This window comes from Mucilaginibacter lappiensis, assembly GCF_900155965.1.
GTDB lineage: Bacteria > Bacteroidota > Bacteroidia > Sphingobacteriales > Sphingobacteriaceae > Mucilaginibacter > Mucilaginibacter lappiensis.
Window position 1 is genome coordinate 553,609 of the sequence record NZ_FTMG01000001.1, and the last position, 18,264, is coordinate 571,872.

Below are 18,264 nucleotides of genomic sequence, written 5' to 3' on the forward strand. Positions count from 1 at the left end.
TGTTTTGATGAATACCCACTTTTATTTTCATGTATTTTGAACAGCAAAAGCACCTGCTTCACGGGTGCTTTTAAACTAACTATTAACTGATATAAAGAACGGAACGAAGATTCTTGAATATTTTATTGGCCATAAGCTTTTAATCCGCTGTCCAAGTAGTTAATATAAGCGACAGGGTCATAGTCGGCACCTTGAGGCGGAACAAGTGGTTCTTCTGTATCAGGGTTGAGCAATACATAAAATGGTTGTGAGTTAGCCGCAAACTTTGATGTTTGCAAATAGCTCCATTTGTTACCAACGGTTTTAATCTGCTTGCCCTCGGGTGTAGTGATTTGTTCGGCTGGAGTTAGGTCGGTTTTATCATCTACATAAAGCTGAATCAATACATAATCATAATTTATTCGTTGATAAACCTGTTTATCTGGCCATACGTTAGCTTCCATTTTTCGGCAGTTTACGCAGGCATGGCCGGTAAAGTCGATCATGACCGGCTTATGCACCTTTTTGGCATAAGCAATACCTTCATCGTAATCAAAATAGGGGTTAAATCCTTTAGGTTTATCAAAAATATCGGCATACTTATGTGGTTTTGTGCCTGCCATACCATTGCTGTTACTTTGATTAGTGTTTGCTGAGCCTATGGTTGATAGATCAAAGTCCTGGGTTGACTGTGGCGGTAAAAAGGCGCTGATTGATTTTAAAGGCGCTCCCCATAAACCAGGTACCATGTACATCGTAAACGACAATACGATAATAGCCAGAAACAATCTTGGTACTGAAATATGAGCTAAGGGACTGTCGTGACTGAAAGTAAGTTTACCCAACAGATAAAAGCCCATCAAGGCAAATATCACAATCCATAGCACCAGGAAGATCTCCCTGTCAAACCAGTGCCAGTGATAAGCAAGATCAACGTTAGAGAGAAATTTCAATGATAAAGCCAGTTCTAAAAAGCCAAGCACTACTTTCACGCTATTAAGCCATCCACCCGATTTGGGTAGAGACTTTAACCAGGATGGAAACATAGCAAACAATACAAAAGGTGTAGCCAGGGCCAATGCAAACCCAAACATACCTATAGCAGGCCCCAACAGTGCACCTGTTGTAGCCGCCTGTACCAGCAATGTGCCAATGATGGGTCCGGTACAACTAAAAGAAACCAATGCTAAAGTGGCTGCCATAAAGAACAACCCGGCAAAACCGTCTTTATCTGAATTTTGATCCATTTTATTTACCCACGAATTGGGCAGTGTAATTTCAAACGCACCCAGAAAAGATGCTGCAAAAATCACAATGAGTAAAAAGAAAAGGAAATTAAATACGCCGTTGGTGGCCAAACTATTCAACGCATCCGCACCAAATATTACCGTAACAAGCAGGCCAAGTACAACATAAATAACGATAATGCTTAAACCATAAAGCACCGCCTTACCCGCAGCACTTCCCTTTTTATCAACCGACTTGGTAAAATAACTCACCGTAAGCGGCAGCATCGGGAAAATACAGGGCATTAACAAGGCAGCCAAGCCACCCGCCACACCAGCCAAAAATATGGCCCATAAGGTTTGCTGCTTTTGATGTTCACCGCCTGCTTTAATCGTCTTTTTTTCTGCTTGTTTATGAATACTGTTTTTATTTGCTCCAGTACTTTTTACTACGGGGGTTGTAGCAGGTATCGAAGTAAATTCAACACCTTTTGTGGAGGCTGTATCCTGCGCTTTTAGTTGATTTTTGGCCAATAGCAAACCTGTGATCATTATAATCACGATATATAATCGCTTCATGTACTTGAAATTTTTATAAGTTTATCAGGACTATTTTACGGGGATGCTAAAATCAATATCTTCCGGGGGCAAACACTGTTTGTCGTTACAGGTCATATATTCCAGCTTGCCATTTACCGTTGTTTGTTTTGTCTTTAATTTTATCTTTTGCTGAAAGATCACCGATTTTTCAAAAAATCCAACCTCCATGCTAAAAACTTTTTCCATTCTGGTGATAGGCTTAGGTTCAATAGTTTTATCAATAAGGGCATAAGTTTTATCCGGACTAAAAGTAATCGTTGTTTTTACCGGGCCACCATCTTTTACATATTGTGAGTACACATGCCAGCCTTCGTCTATGTTAGCCTTTATAAACACCACAGCTTCCGTAGGGCTTGTTTTTTTTGCTGCATAACTCCAGTGTACAGGTTGCAATATCTGCGCCTTTATTTGTACCGCGCCCAATAAAACAATTATTGCTGTAAGAATTTTTTTCATCCTGTCTATTATCTTTTAATTTGTTTGTTGTTGTTGTTTAACGTTAGTGTTACTTAATAACAGGCTCATGCAGCCGGCTTATAGGCCGGTAACCCGTAAAGCTGGTACCCGTTGAAATATATCCTTCTTTTACCGGTTCCTCCTTTACCAGGTCTGTGCTCAGGTATTTCTTGTTACTGTCAGACAGCAGCGTAACTACCGTGGCGCCCTCTCCTAATGCTTCTTTGAGCTTGATGGCTCCAATTACATTGGCACCAGATGATATGCCTACCGCAAGCCCTAATTCTTTGGCCAGCTTTTGTGCCATGATAATGGCATCGCCATCACTGGCCTGCACTATCTCATCCAGCTCTTCCAGTTTTACAATGGCCGGGATAAACTCGTCACTGATACCCTGGATACGGTGAGTGCCTACTTTATAACCTGTAGTTAATGTAGGCGATTCTGCTGGCTCTAAAGGATGGATCTTAATACCTGGATTTCTTAACCTGAGATATTTGCCGGTACCCATTACGGTTCCACCTGTGCCTACACCCGCGACAAAAGCATCCGGCATAAGACCAATACTTTGCAATTGTTCCCAAATCTCAGGGCCGGTGGTCAATTCATGCGCTTCAGCATTATACAGGTTTTCAAATTGTTTAGGCAGAAAATATTTATCCGAGGCATTACTCATGCCTTCGGCTAACTGTATACTTCCCAGAAAGCCTCCTTTGGCTTTGCTCACTAAATGAATTTTGGCACCCATGCTTTTAATGATATCCATCCGCTCTTTACTCAGCCAGTCGGGCATCATGATAATCACTTCGTGTCCGAGCGCTTTCCCTATTGCCGAAAAAGCAATGCCGGTATTTCCCGATGTTGCTTCTACAATAGTATCAGTGGGTTTTATCTTTCCCTGCTTATAGGCCTGAAAAAGTATATACAGTGCCATCCTGTCCTTTACACTGCCGGTAAGGTTATAATGTTCACATTTGGCATATATTTTACCCGGTTTACCCTGGTAAGTATACTGTAGCTCCAACATGGGCGTATTACCCACCAGGTACCACAAATCTTCAAGCTTTTTTTCCAGGCTTTCACTTAAGCCAATTAATTCCGTCTTTTCCACTATCTTAAATTTATCAGGATAAAGCTCCATATATGCAATATTAGTTACAATAGTTTCAGATAAATCCGGAAATTTTATGGATAATTGGTGAAAAATATATTCTTTTTACGGTTATATACAATTTCAATCTTTATCATTGTATGTTTTTTCACCCGATCGTTTTTTAACTCTATGATAAACACTGATTTAGACCCCTTAGACCGTGAGATTTTAAAGCTCCTGCAGCAGGATGTTTTACTAACGAACAAGGAAATTTCCTATACACTTCGTAAATCAATTGCTACCGTTCATGAACGGATCAGACGTCTGAGAGAACAGGGTTATATTAAACGTTCCGTCGCCATACTGGACAGGAAAAAGATCAACAGGAGCCTGGTTGCGTTTAGCCAGGTCCTGTTGAATGATCATGCATTAAGTACTTTGGCTACGTTTGAGGAGGAAGTTATCAAATTCCCCGAAGTTATGGAATGCTTTCAGATGACCGGGACTTTTGATTTTATCCTGCGGATAGCAACAAGCGATATGGACGCCTATCATCAATTTTACCGTCATAAATTAGCTACACTGCCCAATATAACATCCATCCAAAGTTTCTTTGTTTTATCAGAAACAAAAAGTGACACCGCCTATCCTCTTTAATGCTCGTCCATTAACCTCGCCTCTATCTTTAACGCCGAAATATTTCCTGAAGCTTTTTGTCTAATTCATCGCCCTTAATATTCACAGCGATGATTTTACCTTCCTTATCTAAGAGAAAGTTTTGTGGGATAGCCCGGATACCATAAAGTTTAGCTACCTCGTTATTCCAGAACTTCAGATCAGACACTTGTGTCCAGGTTAGCTGATCGTGATGAATTGCATTTAGCCAGGCGGCTTTACCTCCAGGCTGATCCAATGAAACTCCAAGTACCGTAAACCCTTTGTCTTTATACAGAGCATAAGCTTTAACTACATTGGGGTTCTCTTCCCGGCAGGGCCCACACCAGCTGGCCCAGAAATCAAGCAAAACATATTTCCCCTTAAAATCTGATAGTTTAACCATTTTGCCGGACGTATCGGGTTGTTCAAAATCCGGAGCCATCTTGCCTATAGCCGTAACTTTTTTGGCTTCGATTGCTTTCAGAATGCTTTGGTTGTAACTTGTGGTTTTATAAGACGGCCCAAGTTCATTGTAATAAAACTGCGCTTTTTCAGCCGGAACCACGGCAATCATCGTATTTAGCAGATATACTGATACAAAAGCATCGGGATGTTGTTTTATAAAACTGCCCAATCGTTCTGCTTCCGATTTATTGCCAGCCTCATTTAACTCATTATAGTATTGATAAATTTCCGGAAATTTGGGATCTTTTTGGTTAAGATGTTCCATTACATCTGCTCCAAATTTCTCTTTCAGCTTATCCTGAATCTGTTGTCTGAGCGGCAGGCCACCTTTCATAAATTCTGATAGTAACTCATTCTCCGGCGCATCCGTAATAACCGAATTGGCCAGGGTTTCCATATCAGCTTTCAGGTGAATTGTCCCTGGTTTTGATATCAGGATACCGTAGGGCGAATAACCTCCCTTTTTTTTCAATTCATATTTGCTGTAAAACATGTAACGGGTAGGTTCCTTATAAGGAACAGATAGTTCAAACCCGCCGTTTGCAACGGTTACAGAATCATGATCGCCTGTGGTTTTATTATATAAAACCAGTTGTTTGCCATTGTACGCTGTATCTGTTATACCTTTAAAAATCACCAATTGCTTTTCAGTTGCCGTTTGGGCAATAACTAATTTGCTGACCGATACGAAAAGTATGGCCAATACTATTTTTTTCATTTTCATAAATTACTTTTTACAGCTAGTTAAAAATTTTTGCGAGCGCTTTATCCAGGTCATCACCTTTGATATTCTTTGCCAGAATGGTTCCGTCAGGACCGATCAGAAAATTTGCAGGGACAGCGTTAATATTGTATAACTTCACTACTGCATTACCCCAAAATTTCAAATCGCTAACATGAGTCCAGGTCAGGTGATCATCGTGTATGGCTTTGAGCCATAACTCTTTTTTCCCCGGCTGATCGAGCGAAACACTTAAAACCGTAAAGTTTTTGTCTTTATACTGATTGTAAGCTTTTACCACATTAGGGTTCTCCAGCCGGCAGGGGGCGCACCAACTGGCCCAAAAATCAAGCAATACATATTTCCCTCTGAAACTCTTTAAGGAAACCGGCTTGCCAAGTGTATCGCTCTGTGTAAAATCTGGTGCCGCCTGTCCAACTTCAAGCATCTTTTTATTGTTTAAGGCAAATAGCATATCAGCGGCAATTTTATTATTGCGGGCGTATGGGGTCATTTTGTCTAAAATTGCTTTCTTTTCTTCATCGGTCAATCTACCACCGAAGGGTTCAAGCGGGCTGTGCATGATAAAAGCACACACAGCACTGTTTGGATGTTTATCGATCCACTGCAGAGCCATTATTTTACGAATGGAATCTGCCCTTTTCAATTGCCCACTTGTCACTTGTATAGCTGCGGAGTCTTTTTTAATCATTGCCTGGCGAGCGTTATTTTTTATACTTTCATAGTTTGCCAGCTCTGGGGCGCTTGCAAGAAACTGATGAAACTGGTTTAACTCCTGTGCTCCCTTATTCCCACCCAATGTTACATGCGTGAAGAGTGAGTCTTTCGAATTAATGGTAATAAGGCCTTTATCCACATATATAAAAAGCAGTTTCATCGCTGCAATTTTATCGCCAATTAATAATATCAGTTCATTCCCTCCACCCTCATCAAACATTTAGTTTAATGGTAAAACCGCCAGCCGTACTAAGAACAGAATCCCAATTTTCATAGCCCTTCATGTGTTCTTTGTCATTCCATTCGTAATGAACTTTTATACCAGGCCTCATTTGTGATATACTACCTTGAATGGTGGTGTTATATTGCTGGGCAAATCCTGTTAATGTAATGAGCAACAGGATTATTGTTGGGATACACTTGGCTAAACCGAAAAGATGCGATCGTTTTTTATTGTTTATTCTCATGATATTAAAATTTAAATATGGCTGCCAACATTTTGTCCAGGTCTTCGTCAGAACCGTTGTCAAAACGGCCGATGATCTTTCCATTGGGGTCGATTAATATTTTAGTGGGCAATGACCTCACCCCATATTGTTCGCCCAGATCACGTGGATTAGGCATACCCTTTCTGGCCATTTCCGTATTGCCACCGCGCAGGGTTTGATGGAACATGCCAGTACCGTCTTTATCAATAGCGGCCGACCAATTGGGTACATTCTTATCATCGTCTCCGATGGCAATGATATCGAAGTTTTTGGCCTTATATTTCTGATAAAAACTGATGATATGCGGCATGCTGGCACGACAAGGGACACACCAGGTAGCCCAAAAGTCGAGCAACACGTATTTACCTCTAAAGCTGGCCAATACCAGGTCTTTACCTTCCCTATCTTTTACCGCGAATTGAAAAGCCTCGGTTCCGGGTATACCTACTTCACGACTTTTAATTACGGCCGCCAGTCTACGGGCTCCCGTACTTTCTTTTACAGCAGGGCTAAAATTGCGGTATATCGTTTTCAGGGAATCTAAACTGAACGCGCCGGTTAAATACATTACACGATCTGATGATACATAAGAGTCTGGGTGACTTAAAAAGTATTTGTAATAGATATCAGCTATTTTAGCCTGATAAGGCGCAAGTGCTGAACGGTTACCGGCACTATTAGCCCCATGCGAAGCCGGGTTTAACGCTGACAGCGAATCAACAGTAGCTTGCAAGGCTTGTGTTTTACCCTTTAACTCATTCCATTCGTCCTGGGTTTTTGATCCTTTGGCATAGACGTATCCCCGTGCATCAGCCTCCTTATTGATCAGCATATTTCCAGGTTCGATATAAACCAGGTTTCTTTTTATTTCAACATCCCTTTTACTCAGTACCTCGCCCTTATGCTTAAATAAAAGAAAGGAAAATGAAGGTTGACTGATCGTTCCGCTGATGGTGAATTTCCCATCAGATGCCGGAACAATCTGGTGGATATATTTGCCCTGGCCATCTATATATTCGATAGAAACGGAGTCAAGTTGCGGGCTTGTCATTATCCCCTGAAGCGTAAATTGTTTTTCCGAATTTACCTGGCCTAAACATTTTACAGCTATAAAAAAACAAGCCGATAGTATTGTTAACTTTTTGATTTTCATTACAGATATATTTAATTAAGATTCTGCTTACTGCTGGTCTTTAGTAATTCTGAGTCAGGTTAGGGTTGTAATTGGTACCACTTTGCGGAAATGGAAAGATCCATAAAGGCGATTCTGGTTTCAGCTGGTAAATAACGCCATTAACTGTCCGGGTAATGGTTTGCTTATAAGCATCCTCCGTATTCCATCTTTTGATGTTGAAATAATTCTTGAAAGTGTACAAAAATTCTATCCTCGATAATTTCATCAGGTATCCCATAGCCTGGGCTTCGGTACCGGCCGTTTCATCAACACTGTTAACAATCCTTTTTTTTCTGATGGTGTTGATGATGCTCATGGCTCCGGCCACATCCTGTGTACGGGCCAGGCATTCTGCTTTGATCAGATAAGTATCGCTTGTGGTAAGGCCTGCCGTATTTACCGCATATATAGCCGGTGTATAATACCACAGCTTGGCGCCGGTTACACCAGTAATATTAAAAGCCCCGGCTACCGAAGGATAATATGGCTTAATATAATCGTTAATCACACTACCGGGCTCATAATAATTCATTACTTCTAAACTTGGCGCGTTAAGAATTGGAGGGCCCGAATAGGACGCATAAAAAAGATTATCGGGAGAAGTAACAGCCGGCTTGGCAAAAGTAATACCCCCTACTGGTTTGAAAAGATTGTCATCAATTAGTGTATTGTTGATGGCCAGGCTCGCATTGGCGGCAGTTAAAGCTCCGGTATAGTTGCGCATTGCTAAAAGTACCTGTGCCTTTACAGCATAAGCAAATCCCAGACCTACCCGCATATTGTTGGCCGGAACCGGGGGCAAACTGTTTAGCGCCAGACCCGCGTTGATGTCAGAAACGATGTTGGCATATACTTCGGCTACCGTACTTTTTTTGTTGGGTACGCTAATCACGTTATCTTCTTTTACGTACGGAATGCCTCCATCTGTTGCAGCTGTAGCTGGGTTGTATGCCTTTGCATAAAAATTAACCAGCAAATAATGAAAATAGGCCCGGAGTATGTACGCTTCCGCTTTTAACTGAGCGGCTTTTGTTTTATCACCACTTGCCTTATCGGCATTGGCTAATACCACATTGCATACGTTGTTAATAATAAAATACAGCTTTTCATATTTTGCATCTGAGATTGCCAGTGTTTTACGGTCTGTTGTTTCATCATAGGTAGTAAGGGCATAGGCTAATGTTACAGAATGCACTGCAATCAAATTGGTAACATTGGTTACATATGGATAAACATCATTAACTATTACACCCGCATCATTTGATTGAAATGCTGTACCTGCGGTTGTTCTGCCAGCTAAGCTGGTATCCCTTACACTGCCATTGTAGCTGTAATTAAAGTTTAGTATTAGGTCAAGGTCCGACACCCGGCTTAGTATGTTGGCGCCCTTAGGGGTTATTTCAGTAAACTTAGTGCAGGCTGGTAAAAAGAACAACAGACTCCCTAATAATACGCTGTTAAATATTATCTTTTTCATGTTCGTTATTATAAATTGAAATTAATACCAAATACGTATGAAGTAAGTGTCGGCGCTCCCCCGGTTTCAGGATCAATATTTACATCATTCTTTTTCCATAACGCTTTGGGGTTATTGAGCTGAAAACGCAGTTTTACATCTTTTACGCCCAATTTATCTGTCCAATTTCCAGGCAGTTGATAACCTGCCGCCACGTACCTGATCTTAATAAAATCGCCCGGGCGAACAAATGCGTCAGAATATGGAAGATGATAGGCAGGAACCGCAGATGTGCCGGGATAGTTTCCAGGAGCATATTGACCAAAACCCGGAATAATGGTATTGGTATTACCCGGCGACCAGCTATTTGATAAATAGGATGGCAATCCTGTGTAGGGTACTCCGCTATAAATATCAGGAACTACGGCCCTGAGGTACTGCCCGCCATAATATACAGCCAGCATGTTCAGACTAAACCCTTTATAGTAGATACTATTGGTCAGTGCAATATTGTTTTTAGGATCTGTTCCGCCTGAATAAGTAACGGCGCTTAAATCACTACCGGTAAGTCCAACAGTGGTTAGCGTTCCATCTGCCTTAAGCCACTGCGGCTGCCCCACACTGTTGAGTCCCTTATACTGAAAGGAGTATAATGAGTTAACCGGGTAACCCACCTTATACCCCCCCTGTACCAGGGCCACCGGCGATGCTGATACCTCATCTACATAAGTTATTTTATTGTTATTATGACTTATTACAAGTAAAGTAGTCCAGCCAAGGCCATCTTTTTTACCCGGTTTTAACCAGCTATAGCTCAGGCTCAACTCAAGGCCATTGTTCAACAATCCAGCATTGTTGATAACCTGACTGGTAAACCCTTCCGAAGCATCAAGCCTCTTCGTAAAAAAGATATTTGTCCCTTTTTTCCGGTACCAGTCAAACGAACCGCTTAGCCGGTTATTAAACAAACTGAAATCAAGACCCAAATTAGTTGTCGCAGTTTTTTCCCAGGTAAGCTGTGGATTGGCAGCACTGGTTACTACAGATGCGGGTTGGTTAGTAGCCGCATTGGTAAGGGTAGAATTAGCTGTCAATAAACTGGTTACACCGAGTTTTACATTTCCAGTTACACCATAAGTTGCCCTGAATTTTAGAAATTTAACCCAATCCACAGCCGCCATGAATGATTCATTCGAAATATTCCAGCCCAGGCCTGTTGACCATAGCGGTTTACCCCTGAATTTTTTATCAAGGCCAAAAACATCAGCGTAATCTACCCGGTAAGATCCAAAAACATTATATTTATTATCATACGTGTATGTCGCATTGGCATAACCTGAATTAAACCTGTGCTCAGTCTCTGGAATTACACCTATGGGATTATTTAAATAGGTGTTATACAAGCCCAGGGTATTGAACCCGTTTTTAAATGAGGTGGTTGTATTGTAAGCAAATAAAGCAGGGAAATTAACAGAAGTAGTTGACTGGGATTGCAGTTGGTCATCATATCCTAATAATAACCCACTTGTTCCTTTGGTGAGCGTTTGGCGGAATTCAGTACCAGCAATAACATCAATTGCATTTTTTCCATACTGGCGCTTATAATTCAGTTGCCCCCTTGCGGTCCAATAATCACCGGTACTATTGATAGTAGCCAATTTGCCACCATTGTCAGGAAGCAACGAAGTATAAGCTCCCGGCGTTGTTGCGGATGGGGAGCTGTACACATTTTTGAGGTATCGCATAATGTAACTATCCGGTTCGGAGTAAGCTGAAACGTTAGTTGTACTGCTCTCATATTGAAACTGGGGATTAAAGGTTAAACCCGGGATGATCCTGACGATAGCGTTAACATAATACCTGGTATTTTGCTGTTTGGTAATACTTGCGTCATGCTCCAGTTCATCCAGATGGTTAACCAGCATACTGTAACGTGGCTGCGTGGCTGGGTTGGTGTTATACATATTATAATCACCCGTGGTATAATATACCCGTTTACCATTTCCGTCAAGCAGTTGCATGTATGGTGATACATTAGTGCCATCAGTGGCAAAATCACTGCTGCTTGACTTGGTTTTGCCCAATACGCTGTTAACCCCAAAGTTTACATCCATCCATTTGCTTAAATTATAAGAACCCTTATAAAAAATATTAAGCTGATTATTGTAAGCATTGATGATGCCCGTGTTATCGCCTTTAAAATTTAACACCAGGCTCGACTGAAATTTATTTCCATCGGTGCGTATAGCGAAATTGTATTGCTGCAAAACGTCTTTTAATAAGGCATTATCTGTGTATTGCTTTCTAAAGTCGTTCTTTTTAAAGCCAGCCAGCTGATTATCCAGTTGACTTTGGGTGATTGAGCCCTGGGCACGCTGGTAATAAGCGTATTGAACAGGAGTAATCTGATTGCCATTGGTAATATCACTGGTTGTTTTAGTAATATTTGTTGCTATAGCATTACCTGTGAGATACTGATAGTTAAAAAAATTACTTTCCAGATCAACCTGCTGGGAGGGTGTAAGCATATTAAAACCCAGATCTGGCTTTTGGGTTATGGTCACATCACTTGAAAATTCTACAGATGTGCGTTTATTTTTAGCCTTTTTAGTAGTAATTACTATAACCCCATTAGCAGCCCTGATACCGTAAATAGCTGAAGCCGCGGCATCTTTCAATACGGTTATGCTTTCTACATCGTAAGGATTAATATTGGCTATCGAACCCTCAATAGGAAGACCATCTACTACAATAAGCGCCCCGGTTTGTGACTGTATGGTACTTACACCCCTGATAGTGGTAGCGCCCCTGTAATTTACCAGGCCCGGGATTCTGCCTTCCAGGTTGTCCATAATATTGGGGGTATATCTTTTCTCCAATTCTGTACTGCCCACGGTAACCGTAGCTCCTGTCATTTGTTCCTGCCTGACAGTTTGAAAACCGGTATTAACAATAACCTCCTTTAGCTCATTACTTTTTGCCTTAAGCGTAACTTTTATTTCGGTACGGTTATTTAGTTTTACTTCCACAGTTTCCATTCCTACATTGGTAAAAACCAGGATAGCATCGGCATTGTCGACTCTGATTTCAAACATGCCCTCTTTATCTGTGGCTATTTTATTTTTGGTGCCTTTAACACTTACCGTTACTCCAGGCATCGGATTTCCGTGTTCATCCAGCACCTGCCCGCTAATTTTAATATCAACAGTTGGTAATGTTTTCTGCGGGCCCTCCGTCTTTTTAGGTACAACAATGATCAGTTTATTATTGATAGAGTAGGTAAATGGCTGATCTTTAAAACAGGCATTTAAAACATCGGTTAAAGCCGCAGCCTTAACATGAATACTTACAGTTTTTGCCTGTTGTATCTGGTCTTCATTGATCAGGAAATCAAAACCGCTTTGTTTTCTTAATTCCTTAAACACCTCGGTAAGCGGAGCATTCGTCTTAGACAAAGAGATCTTTTGAGCATTTGCCGCAAAGCTGATCTGCATGAATGCGGTCAAAATTATCAGACAGGTTAAATTAATCCTCATCAGCCATATTTTTAGCGTAGTGTTCCATGTATTAATTCGGAAAAAGTTGTGCTGGGTATTCAGCGAACGGCGGGGCGCGCCATTCCCAATTGTATAGTAAAGTTTATACATTTGTTCTTCGGTTTAATCGTTGACAATCATTAACAGGGTTAGCTACGGGTTATCCGGATTTGAATCGGGGGCGGGTCGAAACGCCTCCGATTATTTTTCACGGTAACTTATTAGAAAGTAAAGTTCAAGGCATCACTTCAATCCTCCTTCCTTCCATTTTAAAGTGAACATTCTGATTCATTTCAAGCGCTTTTAATATTTCGGATAGTTTTTTTGTACGAGAGATAGTGCCAAAGAATTTTTTGTACCCGGTATTGTTTTTATATATCACATCCACATCATACCAGCGGGCTATCTGGCGCATAACGTTTTGCAGATCTTCGTCATTAAAAATAAAATCGCCATTTTTCCAGCCTACGGCCTGATCGGGATCTGCAGTTGCAATATTCATATTATTTTGAACAACGGTGGCCTGTTCGCCGGGCTTTAATAATCGTGCATGATTATTTACAGTAATATTTATGCTGCCTTCTAATAAGGTGGTTTTTAATGCGGGTTCATCAGCGTATGAATTAATATTAAAATGTGTGCCCAATACTTCTACGAGCTGCCCCTTACTCTTCACCCGGAAAGGTTTAGCCGCATTATGCGCAACTTCAAAATAAACCTCACCGGTAATTTCAACTGTCCGGTTATTTCCTGAAAAAGTGGTTGGATAGGTTATAGAGGATGCTGCATTGAGCCAAACATTAGTTCCGTCTGATAAAAGGACATGATACTGGCCGCCACGAGGGGTACTTGTAGTGTTAAAGGCTGCTGCTCCACCAGCACTTTCATCAGTGGCCTGATAAACAATCTGTCCATCCGCTGTTTTATTAATTTCGGCATTGCCCTCTTGAGCAAGCTTGCCGTTTGGATTACCGGATAATATGATCCTTTTGCCATTAGCCAGGGTAAGTATAGCTTTATTACTACCAGGTGCTATATCATGTTGATGAATTTGTGCTGTTTGGGGACTGTCTTTTTTATGGAGCAAGAAGTAGTAGCCACCTATGGCCAGGCAAATTACAACAGAGGCAGCTGCTGCAATGCGTGGCCAACCTATAAATTTAGGTCGCTGTATATCCCCGCTGCTATCAAGAGATTTTAAAATAGAATGAACATCTTCGGCCCATTCCGTATCGATTAGCTTTTTGGAAGGAGCTATAGTATATTGGTTATACCAGGTTTCCAATAAAGCCAGTTCTTCTTCCGAACAATTACCATCCTGATATTTTTGAAGCAGTTCTTGCGCTTTAGTTCTTTGCATAAACGAAGGTTATATCCTTAATTATAACAAAGACAGCTAAGAAAGGGTTAGGGCCCAGAAAATTCTATTAAAAAAATAAAAATAACAGATAATTAAGAATACCAAGCTTTACTCTAAGGACTTTAAGTGCATTATTGATTTGATTTTTTACTGTTTTTTCAGAAATCCCCAATTCTAAAGCAATTTCGCGGCGCGAAAAATGCTTTTTCCTGCTGAGTTCGAATATCTCTCTCATTTTAGGAGGCATGTTGGCTACTTCATTTTCAACAATGGCTTGTAACTGATTGGTCCGGGTTAAATAATCTGTATCAGCTTTCCCATGATCAAGAAAAGCCTGCAAAGAATCTGCATAATCAGACTCAATTTTTTTATGAGCGATAATATTCAGGATCTTGTTTCTGAGCGATGTATATAAATAACCGGAAATATTTACCTGGAACTCTATAGTTGCCCGTTTTGACCATAAAGAACTAAAAACATCCTGAACTACATCTTTTGCCTCTTCACGATCCTGTAATTTGGAATAGGCGTGGGTATATAATATCCCTGTATATCGGTGGTAAATTTCACGATAAGCACCATGATCGTCCTCTTTAATTAGGGCCACCAGATCAAAATCGTTTAAATCAATGTATACAGACATCTTAAAACCCCTAATATACAATAATAAAAAATTAATTATCTTGTATACCTCCAGTCATATCATCTTAATGTTTTGGCCATGGCTCAACAGGACATTAATGAAACGATTACTAAAGTAACCGATTCATCAATAACCGTTCGTTGCATTATTTTAAGATAACTAATCTAATATTGTTCATGATTATTAAAATTTTGAGTCGTTCGCATTCTATGTAGCCGTGCTGTAGCTGAGCTACCTTTTTTGCTTATTTAGAGATTGATATAACCACACCGGCCCAGCACACCTATACAATTCGTAGACAAACATTTCAGAAACGCCTTGACCATGTCAAATTCTTGAGTATTAATTGCGATTTTCCTTCTTACAAAACGCAACTCGATGCTCTAAATCGAACGGAATAGCCTGATCAACGATGCCGTAATATCCACCATACCCAGCATTGCCACGAAGTATTGTTGACAGCATAAAGCAAATGCAATACAGCGATCCGTTCTAAGGCGTGTTTTTTTTTATTTTGCATCTAAACAAGTTAAAAAAAGCCTAAGCAACAAATTACAACTAATTGAAAATAAACAACTTGCAAGCTAATAAAATGCAACAACCTGTAAATCAATGTGTGTTCGACAGTCGAACATTTTCGTCGTGAAATTTTCTAAATAAAGTTTTGAATTTGTACGATTTTGTCTCTCAAAGACGAAGTTAATCGGCGAAAAAACAATATTCAAATTTATATAATTACTTGATTTTCAAATCACTAATCAACAGTAAAAGAGGAATTAAGTGTTCGACCTGCCCCCCTCCGGCTCCACTTAAGGAAACAGCCACTTCTGGTTGTTTCCTTTTTATTCATATATACTACTGATTATCAAAAGATTAATTGTTAATTCATCGAACAAAATTGTGTTCGACATTTAGGGCGATTTTTCTTCTCAAATACTGATTACTTCAAAAAGGTCATTTAGTTCACTTTAAAAAATATTTTGGTGTTCGACTTTCCTTGGCTCCTTAACAGTTGCAACAGATCGCTTATTTTTTAGTGATCAGCTTTGAGTAAGTTAATCATTTTTAACAATTTTTAGAGAGCCGGCTGGTAACCCAAATAAATTTGTCCCCGTTGGAGATAGTGCTGATCTTATTAAGTGCCATTTGTGAGATAGCCCGCAATTTTAAAGCATTGTAAACATTCCCTGTCTCATCCAACGCTTTTTTCAATTTTAAGAATATCTCGTATTGATCTTTGTGATGGTTAAGCGTACGTTTTGGGGATAATGGATGTTCTCAATGGGGAGGAATTTTTCGAAGGTTGTATAATCTTCCGGGAAACTGCAGGAAGTAAAAACAGTATTGGAGAACTTAGAGGGGTAAAATGGTATTCAACTCAAGGTATGAAAAACAAGATATTACTTCTATAGAAAGCAACATTAATTTAACTATCAATAAGTTACAATATTTCAATCACAAACCAGCAAAAACAAATTTGACGTTTTTTTATCCCTTTTTAAGGGTTACGGTCACCAGTACTTTTTATAGCCCAATAAACAAGCATTGGCTGAAACAATAACCGCACAAATCTTTTGTTATCAGAATTTAAACCAAACGCGCTTCTCTTATGGGTAAACTGGGAAATATTTCCCGGGAAAACACCAATAAAAAATGCTGCGGCTATCTTTCCTACTTTTCTTTTGTGTTTTTCTGGGGTAAACACTAATGCGCTACCTAAGGCAATTTCAACGATGCCTGAATAAACAACTGTATCATCCTTTTTTAAAGGTACCCAGTCGGGTACCTGTGCCTTGAAATCTTTCCTTGCAAAGGTAAGATGGCTTATCCCGGCAAATATTAAACTTGTACCTAAAAGTATTCTGGCTATTTCTTTTATATTTTCCTCTTTCATTTTGATATGAATCTATGACTATCCGATTATACGTTTAAAATTAATCAACTAACTGCCGTTCGATTTTTGCTAATAAATTCTGGATGTCAAATGGCTTAGCTATAAAATCATTGGGAGCTCCTTGCTGATTTAGGGATTTGGCCAGATCATGGGTTCCTGATATTAAAATAACCGGAATCGAGTCTGTCTCTGTGTTTGTTTTGATTTCCCTGCAGATCACACGACCGTCCATATTCGCCAGCATGACATCCATCAGCACCAGATCTGGGTGGAATTTTTTAATGATCTCAAATACTTTTTCGCCAGACGATAGGGCGTGTACCTGGTAACCACTATCAATCAATAGGATGGACAACATATCTAATATGTCTGCATTATCATCAAGTATCAATATTTTCTTATCCATCACACAGAGTGATGCTAATATGATGCCAGCATTTACTTAAATATATTTCGGTTACAAGATGCTATCATTTACAACCAGCGGCTATTTTATTTCGTCAAATAGCGTCTATATAAACTATAACGTATACCTCATTATTGATTTTCTGTTTATTAAAGAGGGCGATAGGATGCCAAACGGTATACTATAAAAATAAATGACATATCTGTAAACCAATAACTTCTGCAAAATTATGGCTTATAACCTGAAGGTGTCCTTCCTTAATCATTTTCAGCGGTAGTAATACTATTTTTATTTAGGGCGGCCTCATTTGCCAAATCCCTTGCAAGAACCCTCATCCAGGCTAAAAAACTCTGATGATGTAAGGGATACTGATCAATGGAATTCCATATCTTTTGAAAAGTTCGTTCAAGAACTATTTCTGCCTTATCTTTCTGTGGGACGATACGAATGATCACCAGTAACAGAAAGGTAGCATAGGCATCAAAGAGCTCTTCAACTCCGTCCTTGCTTTGCGAGCGAATCAGCCTCACTATCTCATCATCGGTCGGCTTCACTTTTTTGATCATTATTAAAAATAAATACATAGCCAATCAGATCTACATAGCATCGGGTCTTTCCCCAAACCCCATAGGTTTTTCAATAACCTGTCCAACTAATACTTTAATTCTCGCGATCAGATCATACAAATCAAAAGGCTTGGTAATAAAATCATTGCAGCCATAACTACCGGGAACGAAACCTTTATTGGAGTAAGCGGAAATAATAATGATAGGAAGCCGGCTGGTTTTGGCATTTGTTTTTAATTGCTGGCATAGTTTGCCCCCATCTGTACCGTTCAAAGCGAAATCCATCATTAACAGATGCGGCTGATAATCCGCGATCAAAGCATCCAGGTTATTGGCCTCCTCAACTCCTACTACATCGAAACCCTCATAACTTAAAGCTTCCTGCATTACGTCGAGTACTCCGGGGTCATTATCCAATATCAGTACTCTTTTCATGATAGGTTTCTTTAACTAAACTTCAGAACTATGTTCCACTTTCACAGTGCTCAAATCGACTATAATAAGGGTTTCATCAATACCATCAGCCATTTGAACAGGCTCTTCGGTGATTTTAAAGTAGGTGTCGTACTTCTCGGGCAGTCTTCTCAGCACCGGTATATATTTAACCGGGGTCAGGATAATACAAACATTAGCGTCCGGGCCAAATATGCAGGTTGTTTTGGAAAGGCAATAGCGGTAACCTTGGTTAATCAGAAACTGTAACAATTTGGGGGTAAGCAAACTTCGCATAACTCATATCTTTGATAACAAAAATATGCCGGCTGATTTTTACCCTTATCGTACAAATACTCACATTAACGGTGGTA

Annotated in this window: 17 protein-coding genes; 1 reads left to right on the forward strand and 16 read right to left on the reverse strand. The window is 40.0% G+C overall.

Translation table 11 applies throughout. The features are described from left to right. Positions 1-122: 122 nt before the first annotated feature. From BW976_RS02320 to BW976_RS02330, 3 genes are read right to left on the reverse strand one after another with little or no spacing between them, the layout of a single operon-like run. Positions 123-1,784, reverse strand: coding sequence for a protein-disulfide reductase DsbD family protein (locus BW976_RS02320; RefSeq protein ID WP_076369971.1), 1,662 nt, complete (start codon positions 1,782-1,784; stop codon positions 123-125). Between the two features lie 30 nt (positions 1,785-1,814). After that, complete coding sequence (locus BW976_RS29675; protein WP_076369972.1) at positions 1,815-2,261, reverse strand: protein-disulfide reductase DsbD domain-containing protein; 447 nt, start codon at positions 2,259-2,261, stop codon at positions 1,815-1,817. 49 nt (positions 2,262-2,310) lie between these two features. Beyond that, positions 2,311-3,402 (reverse strand): PLP-dependent cysteine synthase family protein, encoded by a 1,092-nt coding sequence (locus BW976_RS02330; protein ID WP_076369975.1) that lies wholly within the window; start codon positions 3,400-3,402, stop codon positions 2,311-2,313. A 141-nt stretch (positions 3,403-3,543) separates the two neighbouring features. On the opposite strand from BW976_RS02330, the gene BW976_RS02335 reads away from it, so the two are divergent. Then, positions 3,544-4,011: an Lrp/AsnC family transcriptional regulator gene (locus BW976_RS02335; RefSeq protein WP_076369977.1), complete on the forward strand. Its 468-nt coding sequence runs from the start codon at positions 3,544-3,546 to the stop codon at positions 4,009-4,011. Between the two features lie 28 nt (positions 4,012-4,039). On the opposite strand, the gene BW976_RS02340 is transcribed toward BW976_RS02335, so the two are convergent. From BW976_RS02340 to BW976_RS02400, 13 genes are all read right to left on the reverse strand, one after another. Beyond that, a complete protein-coding gene (locus BW976_RS02340) occupies positions 4,040-5,194 on the reverse strand; it encodes a TlpA disulfide reductase family protein (RefSeq protein ID WP_076370627.1) in 1,155 nt (384 codons plus the stop codon). 22 nt (positions 5,195-5,216) lie between these two features. After that, positions 5,217-6,155, reverse strand: a complete 939-nt coding sequence (locus BW976_RS02345; RefSeq protein WP_076369979.1) for a peroxiredoxin family protein — start codon at positions 6,153-6,155, stop codon at positions 5,217-5,219. Then, positions 6,148-6,402: a hypothetical protein gene (locus BW976_RS02350; protein ID WP_076369981.1), complete on the reverse strand. Its 255-nt coding sequence runs from the start codon at positions 6,400-6,402 to the stop codon at positions 6,148-6,150. The genes BW976_RS02345 and BW976_RS02350 overlap by 8 nt, the downstream gene beginning before the upstream one ends. Positions 6,403-6,406: 4 nt before the next feature. Beyond that, on the reverse strand, positions 6,407-7,576 hold the full coding sequence (locus BW976_RS02355) for a TlpA disulfide reductase family protein (RefSeq protein WP_076369983.1): 1,170 nt from the start codon (positions 7,574-7,576) through the stop codon (positions 6,407-6,409). Positions 7,577-7,616: 40 nt separating this feature from the next. Beyond that, on the reverse strand, positions 7,617-9,074 hold the full coding sequence (locus BW976_RS02360; protein WP_076369985.1) for a RagB/SusD family nutrient uptake outer membrane protein: 1,458 nt from the start codon (positions 9,072-9,074) through the stop codon (positions 7,617-7,619). An 8-nt stretch (positions 9,075-9,082) separates the two neighbouring features. After that, the gene (locus BW976_RS02365) at positions 9,083-12,547 is read right to left on the reverse strand and encodes a SusC/RagA family TonB-linked outer membrane protein (protein ID WP_175614022.1); all 3,465 of its coding nucleotides are present in this window, start codon (positions 12,545-12,547) and stop codon (positions 9,083-9,085) included. A gap of 277 nt (positions 12,548-12,824) precedes the next feature. After that, positions 12,825-13,949, reverse strand: a complete 1,125-nt coding sequence (locus tag BW976_RS02370) for a FecR family protein (RefSeq protein WP_076369989.1) — start codon at positions 13,947-13,949, stop codon at positions 12,825-12,827. Positions 13,950-14,016: 67 nt separating this feature from the next. Next, positions 14,017-14,592: an RNA polymerase sigma-70 factor gene (locus BW976_RS02375; protein WP_076369991.1), complete on the reverse strand. Its 576-nt coding sequence runs from the start codon at positions 14,590-14,592 to the stop codon at positions 14,017-14,019. Positions 14,593-16,090: 1,498 nt separating this feature from the next. Next, on the reverse strand, positions 16,091-16,486 hold the full coding sequence (locus BW976_RS02380) for a DoxX family protein (protein ID WP_076369993.1): 396 nt from the start codon (positions 16,484-16,486) through the stop codon (positions 16,091-16,093). Between the two features lie 40 nt (positions 16,487-16,526). After that, entirely contained in the window at positions 16,527-16,892 is a 366-nt protein-coding gene (locus tag BW976_RS02385) for a response regulator (protein WP_076369995.1), read from the reverse strand. Positions 16,893-17,149: 257 nt separating this feature from the next. After that, positions 17,150-17,446 carry a hypothetical protein gene (locus BW976_RS02390; protein ID WP_175614023.1) on the reverse strand — a complete coding sequence of 99 codons (297 nt, stop codon included), beginning with the start codon at positions 17,444-17,446 and terminating at the stop codon, positions 17,150-17,152. 42 nt (positions 17,447-17,488) lie between these two features. Then, entirely contained in the window at positions 17,489-17,893 is a 405-nt protein-coding gene (locus tag BW976_RS02395) for a response regulator (protein ID WP_076369999.1), read from the reverse strand. 15 nt (positions 17,894-17,908) lie between these two features. After that, positions 17,909-18,187 (reverse strand): hypothetical protein, encoded by a 279-nt coding sequence (locus tag BW976_RS02400; RefSeq protein WP_076370001.1) that lies wholly within the window; start codon positions 18,185-18,187, stop codon positions 17,909-17,911. Positions 18,188-18,264: the final 77 nt, after the last annotated feature.